Source organism: Cytobacillus sp. FSL W8-0315 (genome assembly GCF_038002905.1).
Classification (GTDB): domain Bacteria; phylum Bacillota; class Bacilli; order Bacillales; family Cytobacillaceae; genus Cytobacillus; species Cytobacillus pseudoceanisediminis.
The window spans coordinates 1,737,083-1,754,845 of sequence record NZ_JBBOOC010000001.1 but is presented as its reverse complement, the minus strand read 5'-3'; the positions used below and the strand labels follow the sequence as shown (position 1 = coordinate 1,754,845).

14 protein-coding genes are annotated in these 17,763 nt (G+C 42.8%); 1 reads left to right on the top strand and 13 read right to left on the bottom strand.

All coding sequences use genetic code 11. The annotated features are described in order from the left end of the window. Positions 1-29: 29 nt before the first annotated feature. From trxA to zapA, 11 genes are all read right to left on the bottom strand, one after another. Positions 30-344 (bottom strand): thioredoxin, encoded by a 315-nt coding sequence (gene trxA, locus MKY20_RS08910; protein ID WP_009333192.1) that lies wholly within the window; start codon positions 342-344, stop codon positions 30-32. Positions 345-522: 178 nt separating this feature from the next. Then, on the bottom strand, positions 523-1,500 hold the full coding sequence (locus MKY20_RS08905; protein ID WP_009333193.1) for an electron transfer flavoprotein subunit alpha/FixB family protein: 978 nt from the start codon (positions 1,498-1,500) through the stop codon (positions 523-525). Positions 1,501-1,540: 40 nt separating this feature from the next. Then, complete coding sequence (locus tag MKY20_RS08900) at positions 1,541-2,314, bottom strand: electron transfer flavoprotein subunit beta/FixA family protein (RefSeq protein ID WP_009333194.1); 774 nt, start codon at positions 2,312-2,314, stop codon at positions 1,541-1,543. A gap of 263 nt (positions 2,315-2,577) precedes the next feature. Continuing rightward, on the bottom strand, positions 2,578-3,351 hold the full coding sequence (locus MKY20_RS08895) for an enoyl-CoA hydratase (protein ID WP_009333195.1): 774 nt from the start codon (positions 3,349-3,351) through the stop codon (positions 2,578-2,580). Positions 3,352-3,391: 40 nt separating this feature from the next. Next, entirely contained in the window at positions 3,392-3,976 is a 585-nt protein-coding gene (locus tag MKY20_RS08890; RefSeq protein WP_009333196.1) for a TetR/AcrR family transcriptional regulator, read from the bottom strand. A 288-nt stretch (positions 3,977-4,264) separates the two neighbouring features. Then, positions 4,265-5,968 carry a long-chain-fatty-acid--CoA ligase gene (locus MKY20_RS08885; protein WP_251266945.1) on the bottom strand — a complete coding sequence of 568 codons (1,704 nt, stop codon included), beginning with the start codon at positions 5,966-5,968 and terminating at the stop codon, positions 4,265-4,267. 630 nt (positions 5,969-6,598) lie between these two features. After that, on the bottom strand, positions 6,599-7,006 hold the full coding sequence (locus MKY20_RS08880; protein ID WP_009333198.1) for a DUF350 domain-containing protein: 408 nt from the start codon (positions 7,004-7,006) through the stop codon (positions 6,599-6,601). 72 nt (positions 7,007-7,078) lie between these two features. Beyond that, positions 7,079-9,436, bottom strand: a complete 2,358-nt coding sequence (locus tag MKY20_RS08875; RefSeq protein WP_009333199.1) for an endonuclease MutS2 — start codon at positions 9,434-9,436, stop codon at positions 7,079-7,081. A 29-nt stretch (positions 9,437-9,465) separates the two neighbouring features. Continuing rightward, entirely contained in the window at positions 9,466-11,184 is a 1,719-nt protein-coding gene (gene polX, locus MKY20_RS08870; RefSeq protein ID WP_217025950.1) for a DNA polymerase/3'-5' exonuclease PolX, read from the bottom strand. 393 nt (positions 11,185-11,577) lie between these two features. After that, a complete protein-coding gene (locus MKY20_RS08865) occupies positions 11,578-12,120 on the bottom strand; it encodes a CvpA family protein (RefSeq protein ID WP_217025951.1) in 543 nt (180 codons plus the stop codon). A 2-nt stretch (positions 12,121-12,122) separates the two neighbouring features. Then, positions 12,123-12,389, bottom strand: a complete 267-nt coding sequence (zapA, locus tag MKY20_RS08860; protein ID WP_009333202.1) for a cell division protein ZapA — start codon at positions 12,387-12,389, stop codon at positions 12,123-12,125. Positions 12,390-12,548: 159 nt separating this feature from the next. Between zapA and rnhC the strand changes: the two genes are divergently transcribed. Then, entirely contained in the window at positions 12,549-13,487 is a 939-nt protein-coding gene (gene rnhC / locus MKY20_RS08855) for a ribonuclease HIII (RefSeq protein WP_217032730.1), read from the top strand. A gap of 189 nt (positions 13,488-13,676) precedes the next feature. Here the strand turns inward: rnhC and pheT are convergent, their stop codons facing one another. After that, a complete protein-coding gene (gene pheT / locus MKY20_RS08850; RefSeq protein WP_217025952.1) occupies positions 13,677-16,091 on the bottom strand; it encodes a phenylalanine--tRNA ligase subunit beta in 2,415 nt (804 codons plus the stop codon). A gap of 144 nt (positions 16,092-16,235) precedes the next feature. Further along, complete coding sequence (pheS, locus tag MKY20_RS08845) at positions 16,236-17,273, bottom strand: phenylalanine--tRNA ligase subunit alpha (protein ID WP_009333205.1); 1,038 nt, start codon at positions 17,271-17,273, stop codon at positions 16,236-16,238. Positions 17,274-17,763: the final 490 nt, after the last annotated feature.

The window sequence follows — 17,763 nt, the reverse complement described above, 5'->3', positions numbered from 1 at the left end:
TATGGGACACCGGGAAAATTCCTTATAAATTACGCATGTTTTGAAAGTAATTCAGCGAGAGCCTCTTTCGGCTGGAAACCAACCACTTTATCTACAACTTCACCGTCTTTTAGAACGATTAATGTCGGAATGCTCATTACGCCAAACTTTCCAGCAGTTTCCTGGTTTTCGTCAACATCGATTTTTACAATTTTTACTTTATCGCCCATTTCAGAATCAAGCTCTTCTAAAACAGGAGCGATCATTTTACAAGGGCCGCACCAAGGAGCCCAGAAATCTGCCAATACTAATCCCGAACCAGTCTCAGCAGTGAAGTTTTGGTCAGTTGCATGTGAAATAGCCATTTGATATGCCTCCTAAAATTTAACTCAAATACTAACGACAGTATACCATCGTTTATTATATGTTGCGAACAATCTGCTCGATCGTAATTTACCCTATTTGGAACAGATTATTCTCTTTCTTTCCCTATTGGCACTATGTATAATGGGCGGCCATCAGCCGCCCATTCGATATACTATCTTATGCATTTACTTTAAGCTTTTTGAATTCTTCAGTTAACAGTGGAACAACCTCAAACAGATCTCCAACAATACCATAATCAGCTACTTTAAAGATATTGGCTTCCGGATCTTTGTTAATGGCTACGATTACTTTTGAGTTGGACATCCCAGCTAAATGCTGAATAGCACCGGAGATGCCGCAAGCAATATATAGATCTGGTGTTACAACCTTACCGGTTTGGCCAATTTGCAGCGAGTAGTCACAATAATCAGCATCACAAGCTCCGCGTGATGCACCCACTGCTCCATTTAGAACCGAAGCAAGTTCTTTTAATGGCTCAAAGCCTTCCTCGCTCTTAACGCCGCGGCCGCCGGCAATGATAACCTTAGCTTCGGATAAATCAACGCCTTCACTTGCTTTGCGGACAACTTCCTTAATGATCGTGCGAAGATCTTTGATTTCTGCTGCAACAGAAGCAATATCTCCTGATCTTGATTCATCTTTCTCCAATGGAGCTATGTTGTTTGGACGAATTGTTGCAAAGAGGAGGCCATCTGTAACAATTTTCTTTTCAAAAGCTTTACCTGAATAAATCGGGCGTGTGAACACCAGGTTGCCGCCTGCCTCTTCAAGGCTCGTTACGTCAGAGATTAAACCTGACTCCAGCTTGGCAGCAATTTTAGGAGCGAGATCTTTCCCTAATGCTGTATGTCCAAAAATCAGGCCTTCCGGACTTTCGGAATCAATCACAGCCATTAAAGCCTGTGAAAAGCCGTCAGGAGTATACTGCTTCAGCTTTTCATCTTCAACAGTTACAACACGGTCAGCACCATAGTGAATCATTTCATTAGCTAAAGCGCTTACAGAATCACCAATTAAAACACCTACAACCTCTCCGCCTTCTGACGCAGTCTTACCAGCTGCAACAGCTTCGAAGGATACATTACGCAATGAACCGTCACGGACTTCACCTAACACTAATACTTTTCTAGCCATATGTTTTACCCCCTGCGTTATTATTATCAGTTATTGATGATCAGACAACTTTGGCTTCAGTATGAAGAAGTTTCACAAGTTCCTTAACTTGATCTTCCAGCTCACCTTCAAGAACTTTTCCTGCTTCCTTCTTAGGAGGCAAATAGATTTCAATTGTTTTTGTTTTGGCTTCAACATCGTCCTCATCAAGATCAAGATCATCAAGCTCAAGCTCATCAAGTGGCTTCTTTTTTGCCTTCATAATTCCCGGCAAAGATGGATAGCGCGGCTCATTTAACCCCTGCTGAGCTGTGACCAATAATGGAAGTGATGTCTCAATTACTTCTGAATCCCCTTCAACATCGCGCACTACTGTCGCAGAGCTGCCATTGATATCAAGCTTTGTAATAGTTGTTACATAAGAAATGCCCAAAATTTCTGCTACACGAGGTCCAACCTGTCCCGAACCCCCATCAATTGCTACATTTCCTGCAATGATTAAGTCAGCATCTTTGTCTTTCAAGTATTCGGATAAGATTTTTGCAGTCGTGTATTGATCTCCACCTTCAAGATCATCTTCTGTATTTATTAATACAGCTTTATCGGCACCCATCGCAAGAGCGGTACGGAGCTGCTTTTCAGCTTCTTCTGTTCCTACGGAAACAACCGTCACTTCTCCGCCATTCGCATCCCGAACCTGGATTGCTTCTTCAATTGCATATTCATCATATGGATTAATGATAAATTCAGCGCCATCTTCATTGATTTTGCCGCCGGAGATGGTAATTTTTTCCTCAGTATCAAATGTTCTCTTCATTAATACGTAGATGTTCATGATTTCCCTCCTAGTAATTAAGCATTGTCATAAAACAAAGCCATTAATTAAAACATTTCTTCACTTCGAAAGATTGAAAATATTTAACGCATACAGAAAGGCTTATCTGCTTGGAACTGCCCGCTTTTAGAATTGAGCGGGCGCTCGCTCACAGACCATAATATAACCATTGAATCTTCTGAAGATTAGATCATCCGCATACAAGTCTATTATAATAGATTATGAGGATGAATGTAATCTTTCAGTACAAATCTTTTAAAACACTATTTTCCGGTAAAGCTTGGTTCACGCTTTTCAATAAACGCAGATATGCCTTCCTTGCCATCTTCAGAAACAAATACTTCCCCAAACAATTCTGCTTCTTTTTTAACACCTTCGTAGAATTGCCCCGTCTTTCCGTAGTTTAAGAGCTCAATGGCCGCCTTGATCGAACCAGGGCTCTTCTTGGCAATTTTCTTCGCCATACTATAAGCATTGTCCAACAGCTGCTCCTCAGGATAGGCATGGTTAGCCAGACCATATTGCACTGCCTCAAGCCCGGTAATTGGGTCACTAGTGAAAAGCATTTCTGCTGCACGCGCTGCACCTACATATCGGGGAAGCCTCTGAGTTCCGGCAAAACCAGGAATTAATCCAAGCTGAAGCTCTGGAAGACCCAGCTTTGCGTTTTCAGCTACGAGACGGAAATGACAGCCCATGGCAAGCTCCAAACCGCCGCCCAATGCCGCTCCATGAATCGCTGCAATAATTGGCTTAGGGAATTTTTCCATTCTCTCAAAGAGATCCTGTCCATAAGTCGCCAAGCTTGAAAAATCTTCACCGCTTTCAATGGTTGTAAATTCTTTAATATCAGCGCCTGCTGAGAAGAATCTGCCCTCCCCATGAATAAGGATTACCCTAATTTCCTCATTATTTTCAACTTCATCCAGGACAGCTGAAAGCTCTTTCAATAGACCTGATGAAAGAGCATTCGCAGGCGGACGTTCAATAGTAATCGTCGCCACAAAGTCCTGATGGGACCATTTTAGATATTCCATCTTATCCCTCCTGACTATATTATAGAGCACTTTATCTGCCTCAAAGTTTTCCGCACCCGCCGATCAAAAGTTTATGAACAGGCTCTGCCAATGCAGTAAGATCATATTTTTGCTCATTCATTACCCATGTGGTCACTGTTTCATCCATGGTGCCAAAAATCATCTGGCGCGCCAGCCTAATGTCCAGATCAGCTGGAAACTCACCGCTCTCCCTGCCATCAGCAAGAATCCTTTCCACTAAAGCAAGATATCCTTTGAGCACCTCATTAATTTTATGGCGAAGGTCTTTATTGGACTGCCTCAATTCGAGCTGGGTTACAATTGCCAGGTGCCTGTCTTCCGAGAGCATTCTAAAGTGTGATTCTACCATCATTAATAGTTTCTCTGCAGCTTTTTCTTTTCCTGCAATTTTTTCTTCAATTTTCTCAACAAAGTAGCCCATTTTATCCTGAAAGAGGGATATTAATATATCTTCTTTGTTTTTGAAATATAAGTATATGGTGCCATCAGCGACACCAGCCTGTTTGGCAATTTTTGATACCTGGGCCTGGTGATATCCATTTTCAGCGATCACGACTACAGCCGCATCAATAATTTGCCGGTATTTAGGCTTTGTTTTTTTCAATAGGTTCCCTCCTTTCAGAATAAACAGGTGCATAGATTTTTAAGGAGCAGCAGGGCTGGAGTAATGCCATACCTGCTGCCGGGATTGGCCAATCAGCTTCGTTTATTTTTGAATTTAAAAAACGATCTAAAATGAATGAATCATCATTCATATTTTTATAATAGTAGGACAATTCATTCGTGTCAAGAAATTATCCCTAGAAATATATTTTATTATTACATTTCTTTTATGTCTGGACAAGCTTAATGGCGCAAAAATAAAGAGCCGATCGAAAATCGGTCTCTGAAGTTAAGCCCGCTTTTCCTCTTCTTCTTTAAATTTCTTTTTTTCTTCATCTACTAATGCCCTTCTCAGTATTTTTCCAACAGCTGTCTTAGGAAGCTCCTTGCGGAATTCATATTGCCTTGGAACCTTATATGCTGCAAGATGCTTTCTTGCAAACTCATTCAGCTCTTCTTCCGTTGCTTCTTTGCCCTCTTTCAGCACAATATATGCTTTTACTGTTTCTCCGCGATATGGGTCAGGTATACCTGCAGCAATCACTTCCTGCACGGCTGGATGCTCGTATAGCACTTCCTCTATTTCACGGGGATAAATATTGAATCCCCCTGCAATAATCATATCTTTCTTCCGGTCCACTACATAGAAGTATCCATTCTCATCCATATAGCCCAGGTCACCTGTAAGCAGCCAGCCATCTCTTAAAGTCTGTGCTGTTTCTTCCGGGCGGTTCCAATAGCCTTTCATTACCTGAGGACCTTTAACTGCAATTTCGCCCACTTCTCCTGCCGGAAGCGCTTCTCCCGTTTCCAGTGAAAAAATCGCTGCATCTGTATCAGGCCAAGGGACACCTATACTGCCTTTGACACGGGGGCGATCCCATAAGAAATTAGCATGTGTAACAGGTGAAGATTCCGTCAAACCATACCCCTCGACAAGCTTTCCTCCTGTTATTTCTTCAAATTTCTGCTGGACTTCAACGGGCAGGGCAGCAGATCCGCTGATGCAAGAGTCTATGGAAGATAAATCATATTTTTTTATATCCGGATGGTTCAATAACCCAATGTAAATCGTTGGGGCACCAGGGAATAAGGTCGGCCTCTCTTTATGAATAGTTTTCAGGGTCGTTTCCGGATCAAATTTCGGAAGGAGGACCATTTTTTGAGCATCCATAACAGATAAGATCATAACGGTTGTCATTCCATACACGTGAAAGAACGGAAGTATGCCCAGCACTGTTTCCTCACCGCGTCTGCACTTATAGAGCCAGGCTTTACACATGGCTGTATTGGATACCAGATTGCTGTGCGTAAGCATGACACCCTTTGGAAAACCGGTTGTGCCGCCTGTATATTGCAGTAATGCCAAGTCTTCTTCAAAATCGAAGTCATGGATTTTCATCGGTTCAGCCGGCCTCTTTAAAATCTCCGTCAGCAAATGGTTATGCCCTTCATGTTTTACATTTACGACAATGCCATACTGTTTTTTCTGGATAAAAGGATATATTAGATTTTTAGGGAATGGAAGAGCATCTTTGACAGCGGTTACAACTATATGCTTCAATTCTGTCTGCGGCACCACTTTGCTCACTTTCGGAAATAAGATATCCATTGTAATAATTGCTTTTGCTCCTGAATCTTTCATTTGGTATTCCAATTCCCGTTCCATATACAGCGGATTTGTCTGGACAACAACCCCGCCAGCCATCAGAATTCCATAATAGCTGATAACGGACTGAGGAGTATTCGGAAGCATAATCGCGACGCGGTCTCCCTTTTCAATTCCAAGATTCTGTAAATGGGCGGCAAGCTTCAGGGAAGATTCATATATATATTTATATGTGAATTCCTTTCCCATAAAGTGGATGGCTATTTTCTCCGGAAATTCATCTGCAGCATTTTTCAAATAATCTTGTACCGGCTGTTTGGGATATGACAAGGTTGAGGGGATTTCTGCCGGATATTGCTTAAGCCATGGTTTTGCTACTGCCATTTTGTCCCTCCTTTGCTTCATGCCCATCAGAAAAGCGCAAGCGCCCTTACCCACCCCCGACAAGCACAAGACGAGCCTCACGGAAAGGCGTTCTTTGCCTTTTGGGAGGATTGCCCGAAATGTGAAGGCGACTGCCCAGGGACGACAGGCATAAGACAGTTCCTGTAAGAAGGCGTTTTTCCTTCTGAAAGGAAACGGCTTATGACCCCGAGTCCCTATGAGCCGCAACTAGACAAGCTTGTGACCTCGAGGGGGTAGGCTGCTTGCGCTAGACAGTTATTGAAGTTCAAAGTTTCACTTGCTAAACTTTTAGAAAAACGATGGACACCTTCTGAACTTTTAGAACATTCTAACTGTTCGACCTTATTATAATATAATGCTGGTTCTATGACAATTAGAATACGACCTTACAATCAGGAAGATATTTTTTTCAGAGGGCTGTCCAGCCTATCGTGGATATTCTTTTTAATGGACATAAAAAAAATCGCCATATATAATGGCGATTTTCCCATATCCTTATTTCACAAAAATATTATGTTATGAAAAATATATAAATGGCCCCTATAAGAAGAAACACTCCGCTAAGAACCAGCAGAACCTTTGCTAACTTTTCCAATGTTAATTCTCTCCTTATGATAAACCTGCACCAATGACATAAGACAATCCGATTGACAGCACCATGGAAATAAAACCGACTGCTTTGTTATTATTTTCAATTTCTTCGTCAATTCTAAACTTAGGTGTTAAAAATTCAAAAATGAAATAGCCGATCAACAAAAGAAAAAATCCAAAAATTCCCCACGTAATCATTGTCAGCAAGGTATCATTATGCATGATGGAATGTCTGAAGATATTGGCAATCCCAAAAATTTTCCCGCCGGTCGCCATCGCTACAGCGACATTTCCATTTTTGATTTCTTCCCAATTGCGATACTTGGTAACTAATTCAAAAACAGCTAAAAAAACAATCATACATAAAATGACTACACTATAATAAGCAGCTGTCTGAATAAATTCATTTTCCCAAAATTCTTTCATTTCCATTCTCCCCGCTGGAATTTAAGTACCCTCCCCCCTAATAAAAAACAAAAGGAGAGCGGGTGGCAAAGCTTATTTAAATTCAACGACTGTAACCCCTGTGCCGCCTTCTCCTGCTTCACCAAATCGAATTTTTTTAACTGACCTGTGATTTTTCAGATATTCCTGAACACCCTGCCTCAAAGCACCAGTCCCTTTACCATGAATGATGGAGACACGGGGATATCCAGCTAAAAGGGCATCATCTATATATTTCTCCACTCTTAAAAGTGCGTTTTCATATCGTTCGCCCCGTAAATCAAGTTCAAGGCTCACATGAAAATCTTTGCCTTTTACTGTTGCTACTGGTTTTGTTTCAACAGGTTTTGGACTCTTGACATATTCTAAATCCCTTTCGGCTACTTTCATTTTTAAGATGCCGATTTGAACCTGCCATTCATTGTCAGACACCTTTTCAAGCAAATGCCCTTTTTGTCCAAAACTCAGAACTTTTACCTCATCGCCTGCTTCAAACACATGTTTATTATTCTTTGGCTTTAATTTATTCTTTGCTGAGCTCATCTGCGGTGCAGCTTCGGACAGGCGTTTCTTTGCTTCTATCAGCTCATGTTCCTTCACTTCAGCATGTTTCTCCATGCGCATTTTTCTTAAATCGCGGATAATTTCTTCTGCTTCTGCCTTGGCTTTCTCAACGATATCCTCGGCTCTTTCTGCTGCTTTCTCATGCATTGCATCTTTTTCCTCATAAAATTCAGCCATTTGCTTTTGCAGATCTTTATGAAGTTTTTCTGCACTTTTCAAAAAGTCATTGGCTTCTTCCATGTCAGCCTCTGCTTGTCTGCGGCTTTCTTCAAGGGATGCAATCATATTTTCAACCTGATTTGTATCTGCTCCTATATAGGATCTTGCGGTCTCAATCACTTGATCCTTGAGCCCAAGCCGTTTTGATATTTCAAAAGCATTGCTTCGGCCCGGAACCCCAATCAGCAGCTTATAGGTTGGACTAAGCGTTTCAATATCAAATTCAACACTGGCGTTGATAACTCCTTCTCTGTTATAGCCATAGGCTTTCAGTTCAGGATAATGAGTTGTGGCGATAACTCTTGCCCCCCGCTTGTATACTTCGTCAAGAATAGAAATCGCCAGGGCAGCACCTTCCTGCGGATCTGTACCTGCACCAAGCTCATCGAATAATACCAGACTATTGAAGTCAACCTGGTCAAGAATATCCACGATATTAACCATATGCGAAGAGAAAGTACTCAAGCTTTGTTCAATTGACTGTTCATCCCCGATATCAGCATAAACATTTCCGAAAACAGCCGTTTCAGAACCATCAAGCGCTGGGATCTGCAGACCGGCCTGAGCCATCAATGTACAAAGCCCCACTGTTTTTAATGTAACTGTTTTACCGCCGGTATTTGGTCCCGTAATGACAATGGTCGAATATTCAGCTCCGAGCTTAATATCATTTGCCACTACCTCATCAATAGGAATAAGCGGATGACGGGCTTTGAATAATGAAATTATCCCTTCATTATTAATTTTCGGCTTGGAGGCCTTTATGCGTTTACTGTACCTGGCTTTAGCAAACATAAAATCGATTTCCCCAAGCACCTCTACAATGGTTTCCAGTTCACTGCTGTTTTCAGCGGCCTGTACTGACAGTGCGATGAGAATCCGTTCAATCTCCTGCTGTTCTTTTACCCTGATGCCCTGCAATTCATTGTTCAGCTGGACAATGGACGCGGGCTCAATAAATAATGTCTGGCCAGAGGAGCTTTGGTCATGGATAATACCGCCGTAATGTCCCCGGTACTCCTGCTTTACAGGTATGACAAAACGGTCATTGCGGATTGTAATAATCGCATCAGAAAGCATCTTTTGGGCACTGGTGGAGCGAATCATGCTCTCCAGACGCTCTCTTACACGTGATTCTTTCGTGCGCAGCTGATTTCGAAGAGAACGGAGAGTCTCGCTTGCACTGTCAAGCACTTCTCCATTGTCGTCAACCGCATTGCGGATAGACGTTTCCAGGTCAGCCAGTACAATAATTTTATCTGTATATCCCAGCAGGATCGGCAGGCTGCTTTCTTCCTCGGCAAATTCCTCGATGAACCTCTTCATCTGCCTGCTTGCATGAATCGTGCTGGATATCTGGTTAAGTTCCTGGGGACTAAGCATCCCTCCAATGACCGCTCTCTTCACATGAGGACGAATATCAAAAATGCCTCCAAGCGGTACATTTCCCTTAATTCTAAGTACTGTCACGGCTTCATCTGTCTCTTCCTGCCTGCGGATAACTTCTTCATAGTCAGTGGAAGGACGAATATTTATGGCCTTTTTTCTTCCCAAGGATGAAGAAACGTGCTCAAGCAGCTGTTCCTTCACTTTATTGAACTCAAGTATCTTCAAGACTCTTTCTTGCATGAGGATTTTCCCCTTTCATGCCCAATTTCCTACTGGCGTTCTTTCAGAAATTTGAGCAAATCTTCTGTTTCCATGGCATTTAAAACGGATTCCTTCTTGATCCATCCCTTCTTTGCCGCAGAAACTCCGATTTCCATGTGATTTAAAGTGTCTATTTTATGTGCATCAGTATTAATCACTATTTTCACACCAGCTTCCTGAGCTTGTCTGATATGCTCGGAAGCAAGGTCCAGCCTGTTCGGATTTGCATTCAGCTCAAGGGCTGTATTTGTTTCTTTTGCAAGCTCGATGAGCATTTCCATGTCTACTTCATAGCCTTCCCTGCGGCCGATCAATCTTCCCGTAGGGTGGGCAATAATGTCGACATGGGCATTCTGCAGCGCCGTTTTCAAGCGAGCCATGATTTTCTCCTTCGGCTGTGAGAAAGAAGAATGAATAGAAGCAATGACAATGTCCAATTCCTCTAGAAGTTCATCATCATAATCAAGCGATCCATCGGGCAGAATATCCATTTCCACTCCTGACAGAATCGTGAAATCATCGAATTGCTCATTAAGCCGCTTTATTTCTTCTTTTTGACTGCGAAGTCTTTCAGCAGTCAAACCGTTCGCCACTTTCAAGTACTGAGAATGGTCTGTTATTGCCATATATTTATAGCCGCGGGCCCGGCATGCTTCAATCATTTCTTCAATGGAATAGGCGCCATCACTCCAGGTTGAGTGCATATGAAGGTCACCCTTAATATCTTCAAGAGATATTAATTCCATGTCTTGCGTATATTCATCCACTTCTTTCCCATCTTCTCTGATTTCAGGAGGAAAGAATGGAAGTCCGAAATGGGCGTAAAATTCCTCTTCATCCTTAAAGGTAAGGATTTCACCTGTTTCAGTGTTTTCAACTCCGTATTCACTGATTTTTTCCCCGCGCTCTTTTGCAAGCTGGCGCATTCTGACATTATGATCCTTCGATCCAGTAAAATGATGGAGTGTAGTGGCAAATTCATGCGGCAGAACTATACGGAAATCAGCCGATATATCATAGGAATGTTCAAAAACAACGGAAACCTTTGTATCTCCTGCGGCAATCACTTCTTTAATCCCGGATAAACTTAATAACTGCTCTTTGACTGAAGCAGGATTGTCTGTAGCTATAATAAAGTCGAGGTCTTTGATTGTTTCCCTCATTCTCCTTAAGCTTCCTGCCCTTGAGTATTTTTCGATATCCTTCATTTCCTCCAGGGCGGCTTCTATGCCTACCGCTATTGGCAGCATATATGCAAGCGGCAGCCGTTCCGGTCTGGTTCCTGCATTTTCAAGGGCAGCGAGTATCTTTTCTTCCGATTTTTCCCCAAAGCCTGCAAGTACGCGGACCTTCTTATTGCGGCAGGCATCCTCAAGATCTGCGGCATTTTCGACGCCCAGCTCTTTATATAGCTTGGCAATTTTCTTGCCGCCCAGTCCAGGGAGCTGAAGAAGAGGAATTAATCCTGAAGGCACTTCTTCTTTTAATTCATCCAGAACAGAAGACTTTCCTTCTTTTATGTACTCCTCAATAACAGCAGCGGTTCCTTTCCCGATGCCGGATAGCTTTGTAAAGTCTTTTATTTCAGTCAAGCTTTCATCATTTGATTCAAGTGCCAGTGCCGCTTTTCGGAACGCAGCTGTTTTGAAAGGATTTTCTCCTTTTAATTCCATATAAACAGCAATTGTTTCTAAAAGCCTCACAACATCTTTTTTATTTATACTCACGAAAACCACCTGCCTGTAACTGTATTCGTATTCGTATTATCTCTTATTTTGTGTTTGAACTTCAAATCATGGCTATCTCTAAAGCCTCTTACTTAATAAGTGAGGTTTTACCTTTTAATATTGCCCGTTGGTTTCCACTGCGGACACTTGCTTTCCGCGGGGAGGTACGGGAGCCTCCTCGGCTTCGCCTGTGGGGTCTCCCGCTCCCTCTCCTCCCGCAGGACATTGAATAACCTCCCTGAGCAATACCGCACGAAGAAAATGCGAACGCATTCTCGAGGATCAAGCGTCCTCCGCTCCAACCAACTCAGTGGATTTAGCTAGATTGTAGTAAATCCACAAAACTTATATTAACAGCCTTTCAAAAAGAAAACTTCTCTAGAAAAAGAGAAGTTACGCAGCCATATATTCAACCCACATTTCTTTGAGCTGGTTAGAGAGAACAGGCGTATTCTTAACCATTAATTCTGCCATAAAGGAATTATTGATCGGCCCCTGCAGCACTTCTATTGGAACCAGTGCGGCTATGTATAATAGAATAAACATGATAAGATAGACTTCGATAAATCCGAGAATGCCGCCAGCCCAAACATTCAGCTGTTTTAGAATAGGAAGATGGGCAACAAAATCAAGCATGCTTCCAATAATCTGCAGTAATATTCTTACCGCAAAAAAAATCACGACAAATGCAATGGCGCGATAGTAAGCATCTTCAAGATCTGCATTCTCAAATAACGTCTGAATCGCCGAGTCACTGCTAAAGCTGGGATATGGCACCCATAAAGTCAGCTTAGGTGCTAGCTCGCCGTAATACATACGGGCTACAATGAAAGCAATAATGAATCCAGTCAAATGAATTAATTGAAGGATAAATCCTCTTTTCAAGCCTATAAAAAAGCCAAAAACCAAAATAATGATAATTGCAAGATCCAGCATGACTACTTTCCGTCCTTTACTCTATTTAATTCGTTTTCCAGCCGTTCCAGACGGTCTGTTAGCTTTATATAATCATTAACAGCATTGACTGCGGTTAGCACGGCTAACTTACTAATGTCGAGTGAAGGATTCTTCGAACTGATCTCACGCATTTTATCGTCAACCAGCGAAGCGACAAGGCGAACATGGCTGGAGCTCTCTGAGCCTACTATTACATATTGCTGTCCATAAATATCTACACTTGTGCGATTTCTTTGTATCTCTGACAACGCCCATGCCCTCCTTTTTTAAAGAATCCTAATCAATATCATAACATGAACGTATATTGGTGGGAAGTCAAAGCATGTCAAAAGAGCTCAGTTCATGTAAATCTTTTTCCAAATAGAGGCAGCAGATTCAAACAGTTAACAAAGATGAGGAGAATTAATATGAGCCAAGTAGTACTTTTAAAAAAAGCAAATGAAATCTCAGAAATGAAGGCCTATTATTCAGGCAGGCTAAATGACAAGCTGCCTCCCGGAAGCGTATTTGCTGCAAAGGTGCCAGGGTGTTCGATCACTGCCTATAAATCGGGGAAAGTACTCTTTCAGGGCAGCGGAAGTGAAACAGAGGCAAAAAAATGGGGAGATACCGCACGCAGTGCACAGCCGAGCAAAAAAACCAGCCCTGCAGCGGCCAACTTGCCGGAAAATATCAGTTCCCTTTCTGTCATAGGATCAGACGAAGTGGGTACCGGTGATTATTTTGGCCCCATCACGGTTGTTGCAGCTTACGTAAAAAAAGATCAAATCCCTTTGCTGAAGGAGCTTGGAGTAAAGGACTCCAAGAATCTGGGAGATGAAAAAATCATTGAAATCGCAAAACAGATAAAAGATATCGTTCCCCACAGCCTGTTAACCCTGCATAATGAAAAATACAATAAGCTTCAGCAATCAGGGATGTCACAGGGGAAAATCAAAGCATTGCTGCACAATCAGGCAATCGGGCATGTTTTAGGGAAAATTGCTCCTGAAAAGCCTGAAGCCATTTTGATTGACCAGTTTGCAAAGGAAGAGGTTTACTTCAACTATTTGAAAAACCAGCAGACCATTCAAAGGGAACGGGTCTTTTTCAGCACAAAAGCAGAAGGAATCCACCTCGCAGTTGCAGCAGCATCCATCCTGGCCCGCTATGCGTTTGTGCGCCACTTTGAAAATCTTAGCACAAAGGCCGGTTTCCGGCTCACTAAAGGCGCCGGTCCGAAGGTTGATGAAGCAGCAGCCCGGCTGATCAGAGATAAAGGGCGTGAGGCATTGCCTTCTTTTGTAAAACTGCACTTTGCGAATACTGAAAAAGCGATGAAGCTTTACAGCAGGAAGTATAATTGATAATGAAGCAGCCAATTTAAGGAGATTGGCTGCTTTTTCCTGTTTAAGAGGACCATAACTCTTTGGAATAAATATTTATCGGCCAAAAGCAGAGGTTTATCGGCCAAAATGAGAGGTTTATCGGCCAAATGAGCTGTTTTAACGGCCAATTAAAGAAAAGGCAGCCTTCGGGCTGCCTTCCTCATTATTTTATCCTCTCAATACTGCTCCGGCTTTTTCCTTCACAGCATCCAATACTTTATCATGTGCTTTTGTTACATCTTCATCCGTTAGTGTACGTTCAGGGTCGAAGTATTTAAGGGAGAAAGCAATTGATTTTTTGCCTGGCTCCATCCGTTCGCCTTCGTACAGGTCAAAAACATGAACGTCTTTTAATAGCTTGCCGCCGGCTTCTTTAATGATTCCTTCAAGCTCGCCTGCTGCTGTTCCCTTATCTGCCACAAGGGCAATATCCCTTGTGATGGAAGGGAAACGCGGGATAGCTTCATACTGCAAAGGTGAAACTTCTTCATCCAGGATCGCTTTTAAGGAAAGCTCAAACGCATATGTTTCTTTCAAATCAAGCTCTTTTTCCACAGTAGGATGGATTTGGCCGACAAATCCCACTGATTTCCCGGAAAGCAATATTTCTGCTGTTCTTCCAGGGTGCATCCCATCCTTTTGTGCCTGACGGAATTCAGCCTTATCGGATAGTCCCAGCTTATCAAATAAGCCCTCAAGAACTCCTTTTACAGCGTAAAAATCAACCGGCTTCTTTTCTCCCTGCCATGGGTGGCTGTGCCATAAGCCAGTAACCGCTCCAGCAAGGTGCTCACGCTCTTCAGGCAGATCCTCTTCTCCATTGGAGAGGAAGACCGCTCCTGTTTCATAAACAGCCAGGCTGTCGTTCTGGCGTGCAGAGTTATATTTTAATACTTCTAGAAGCTGCGGAACAATACTTAATCGGAGCAGGCTGCGATCTTCACTCATAGGCATTGCCAGCTGCACAGGTTTGCGCTCTTCCAGTGCATATTGAGACGCTTTTGCTTCATTTGTTAATGAATAGGTTACTGCCTGGTAAAGTCCTGCACCTTCAAGGTAACGGCGGACCATTCTGCGTTTGTTCTGGTATTCAGATAGATGCCCTGGTGTAGAGGACCCAACAGGCAAAGTGGATGCCAGATTGTCGTAGCCAAATAAGCGGCCAACTTCTTCAATAAGGTCTTCTTCAATCGTAATGTCGCCTCTGCGTGTTGGAACTGTAACAGTAATCGTATCGTTATCAGTATTTGTTTCAAATTGAAGACGGGCAAATATATCCTCTACTTCTTTCATGGATAGTTCCGTGCCAAGCACACGATTGATTTTTTCAAGCGTTACAGACACCACAGCGGGTTCCACTTGCAGTGCATCTGCTTCCACGGAACCTTCAAGCACTTCCCCGCCCGCATATTGTGCAAGCAATTGAACAGCTCTTTCTGCAGCAGCTCTAACTCTGTTTGGATCCACACCTTTTTCAAAACGGGCACTTGCTTCGCTTCTTAAGCCATGATCTTTTGAAGCTTTTCTAACCGTTGCCCCTTTAAAATAAGCTGATTCGATAAGTACATTTTTAGTGTCCGACTGTACTTCAGAATTTGCCCCGCCCATGACGCCGGCAAGTGCAATGGGTTCAGACCCATTTGTTATTAAAAGGTGATCTGAGGTTAACTCACGCTTGGCATCATCAAGAGTAACAATCACTTCACCATCTCTTGCTTTGCGGACAAGGATTTGCTTTGATCCCAGCCGGTCATAATCAAAAGCATGAAGCGGCTGGCCGTATTCAAGCAGAATGTAGTTTGTGATGTCCACCACGTTATTGTGAGGGCGAATGCCCGCCGCCATTAAACGAGCCTGCATCCATACAGGAGATGGACCTATTTTTGCATTTTTTACAACCTTCGCAACGTAAAGAGGATTATCTTCTTTTGCTTCCACCTGAACTTCAATATAATCAGAAGCCTTTTCAGATGAAGTCTCAGCCTGCGGCTCAGGAAGCTTTACTCCTCTTCCTAAAATAGCAGCTACTTCATAAGCAACACCCAGCATGCTTAAGCAGTCAGAACGGTTCGGAGTCAGCCCAAGCTCAAGAATCTGGTCGTCACGATTAAGCTGCTCAAGAGCATCCTGGCCAACTTCTGTATCATTAGGGAAAACATAAATGCCTTCAGCATATTCCTTTGCAATCAGCTTGCTTTCAATGCCCAGCTCTTGAAGTGAACAGATCATTCCATTTGATTCTTCGCCTCGCAGCTTCGCGCGCTTAATTTTGAAATTGCCTGGAAGCACAGCTCCAACGGTAGCCACAGCCACTTTCTGCCCTTTATCCACATTTGGGGCACCGCATATGATTTGTACAGGCTCACCAGCTCCTGTATCAACTAAGCATTTATTCAGCTTATCAGCATTTGGGTGCTGTTCTCTTTCAAGGACATGCCCTACTACAACACCTTTGATGCCTTCATTCAAAACTTCTACACCTTCAACTTCGATACCGCTTTTTGTAATCTTTTCTGCAAGCTCTGCAGGTGTAACGCCTGATAAATCAACATATTCCTGCAGCCATTTATATGAAACGAACATTTATGATCCTCCTCTTTTATTGTCCAGCTCCTGCTTCTGCCCCCTCGAGGTTATAAGTCATTCTGCCATGAAGGTTAAAGAACAACCTTCATGGCAGCTTGCCTTATGCATGTCGGGGTTGAACAGTCGCCTCCGCTTTTCTAATTACTCATGAATTGAAAATTGCTTTAAGAAACGAACATCATTTGTATAGAAGTGGCGAATATCATCCACACCATACTTCAGCATGGCAATTCGCTCAGGTCCCATTCCGAATGCAAAGCCTGTGTATTTCTTAGAGTCGAAGCCTGCCATCTCAAGAACATTGGGATGAACCATTCCGGCGCCAAGAATTTCAATCCAGCCAGTGCCTTTACATACGCTGCAGCCTTTTCCGCCGCAGATTTTACAGGAAATATCCATTTCCACAGATGGTTCTGTAAATGGGAAGAAACTTGGGCGAAGACGGATTTCCCTGTCATCTCCGAACATTTTCTTCGCAAACACTTCCAGTGTTCCTTTCAAATCGGTCATTCGGATGTTTTCATCTACAACAAGTCCTTCTATTTGCATGAACTGGTGGGAGTGTGTAGCATCATCATTGTCACGGCGATACACTTTTCCCGGACAGATGATTTTAACCGGCCCTTTGCCTTCATGCTTCTCCATTGTTCTTGCCTGTACCGGCGAAGTATGGGTACGAAGAAGAATCTCTTCTGTAATATAGAAGGAATCCTGCATATCGCGGGCAGGGTGGCCTTTAGGGAGGTTCAAGGCTTCAAAATTATAATAATCTTTTTCAACTTCAGGGCCTTCAGCTACTGTATAGCCCATTCCAATAAACAAATCTTCAATTTCTTCAATAATGCGTGTCAGCGGATGATGGTTTCCTGATTTGACAGGACGTCCAGGAAGAGTAACATCTATCTTTTCAGCAGACAGCTTTTCCTGTACTGCCGCTTCCTCAAGATGCTTCTGCTTTTCTTCAATTCCTGCAGCAATACTGTCTCTTACTTCGTTAGCAAGTGCCCCCATTTTAGGGCGCTCTTCCGCAGACAGTTTCCCCATTCCTTTTAGAACTTCAGTTATTGGACCCTTTTTGCCCAGGTAAGAAACACGGATGTCATTTAATTCTTTTAAATCAGCAGCAGTGCTGATTTTTTCCAACGCTTCAGTTTGCAGTTCCTTTAAACGTTCTTGCATCTAAATATCCTCCTTGAAATTAATACTTTTACTTTTTTGGCCAAAATAAAAAACCTCTATCCCCATAAAGGGACGAGGTTTCGCGGTACCACCCTTTTTAACACATATATGTACTTCATGCACGTGTTCACTTCATTGGGATAACGGCTTATGCCGGTACATCTTTACATCGAAAAGCGGAGGCGACAAGCATAAGACAAGATGGCATTAAGGTTGAACTTTACCTTCATGACAGATTGGCTTATGACCTCTAGCCCCTAGGAGCCGGAGCTAGACAGTTATCTATTCTTTCTCGCTTACTTTTCAATGGTCCCGATGCCAACTCAGGAGGTGAATGTTCCCTTGCATTTCCTGTAAAAATGCTTTCAGTCTTAGGCATTTTCTCCCTGAAAAGGCTGACTGCAAGGTATTGGTCTCCGTCATCGTTTTGTTATTATAATTTTGCTGTTAATTATATTACATTCTTGAGGCTGTTTCAAACGGTTTTCAA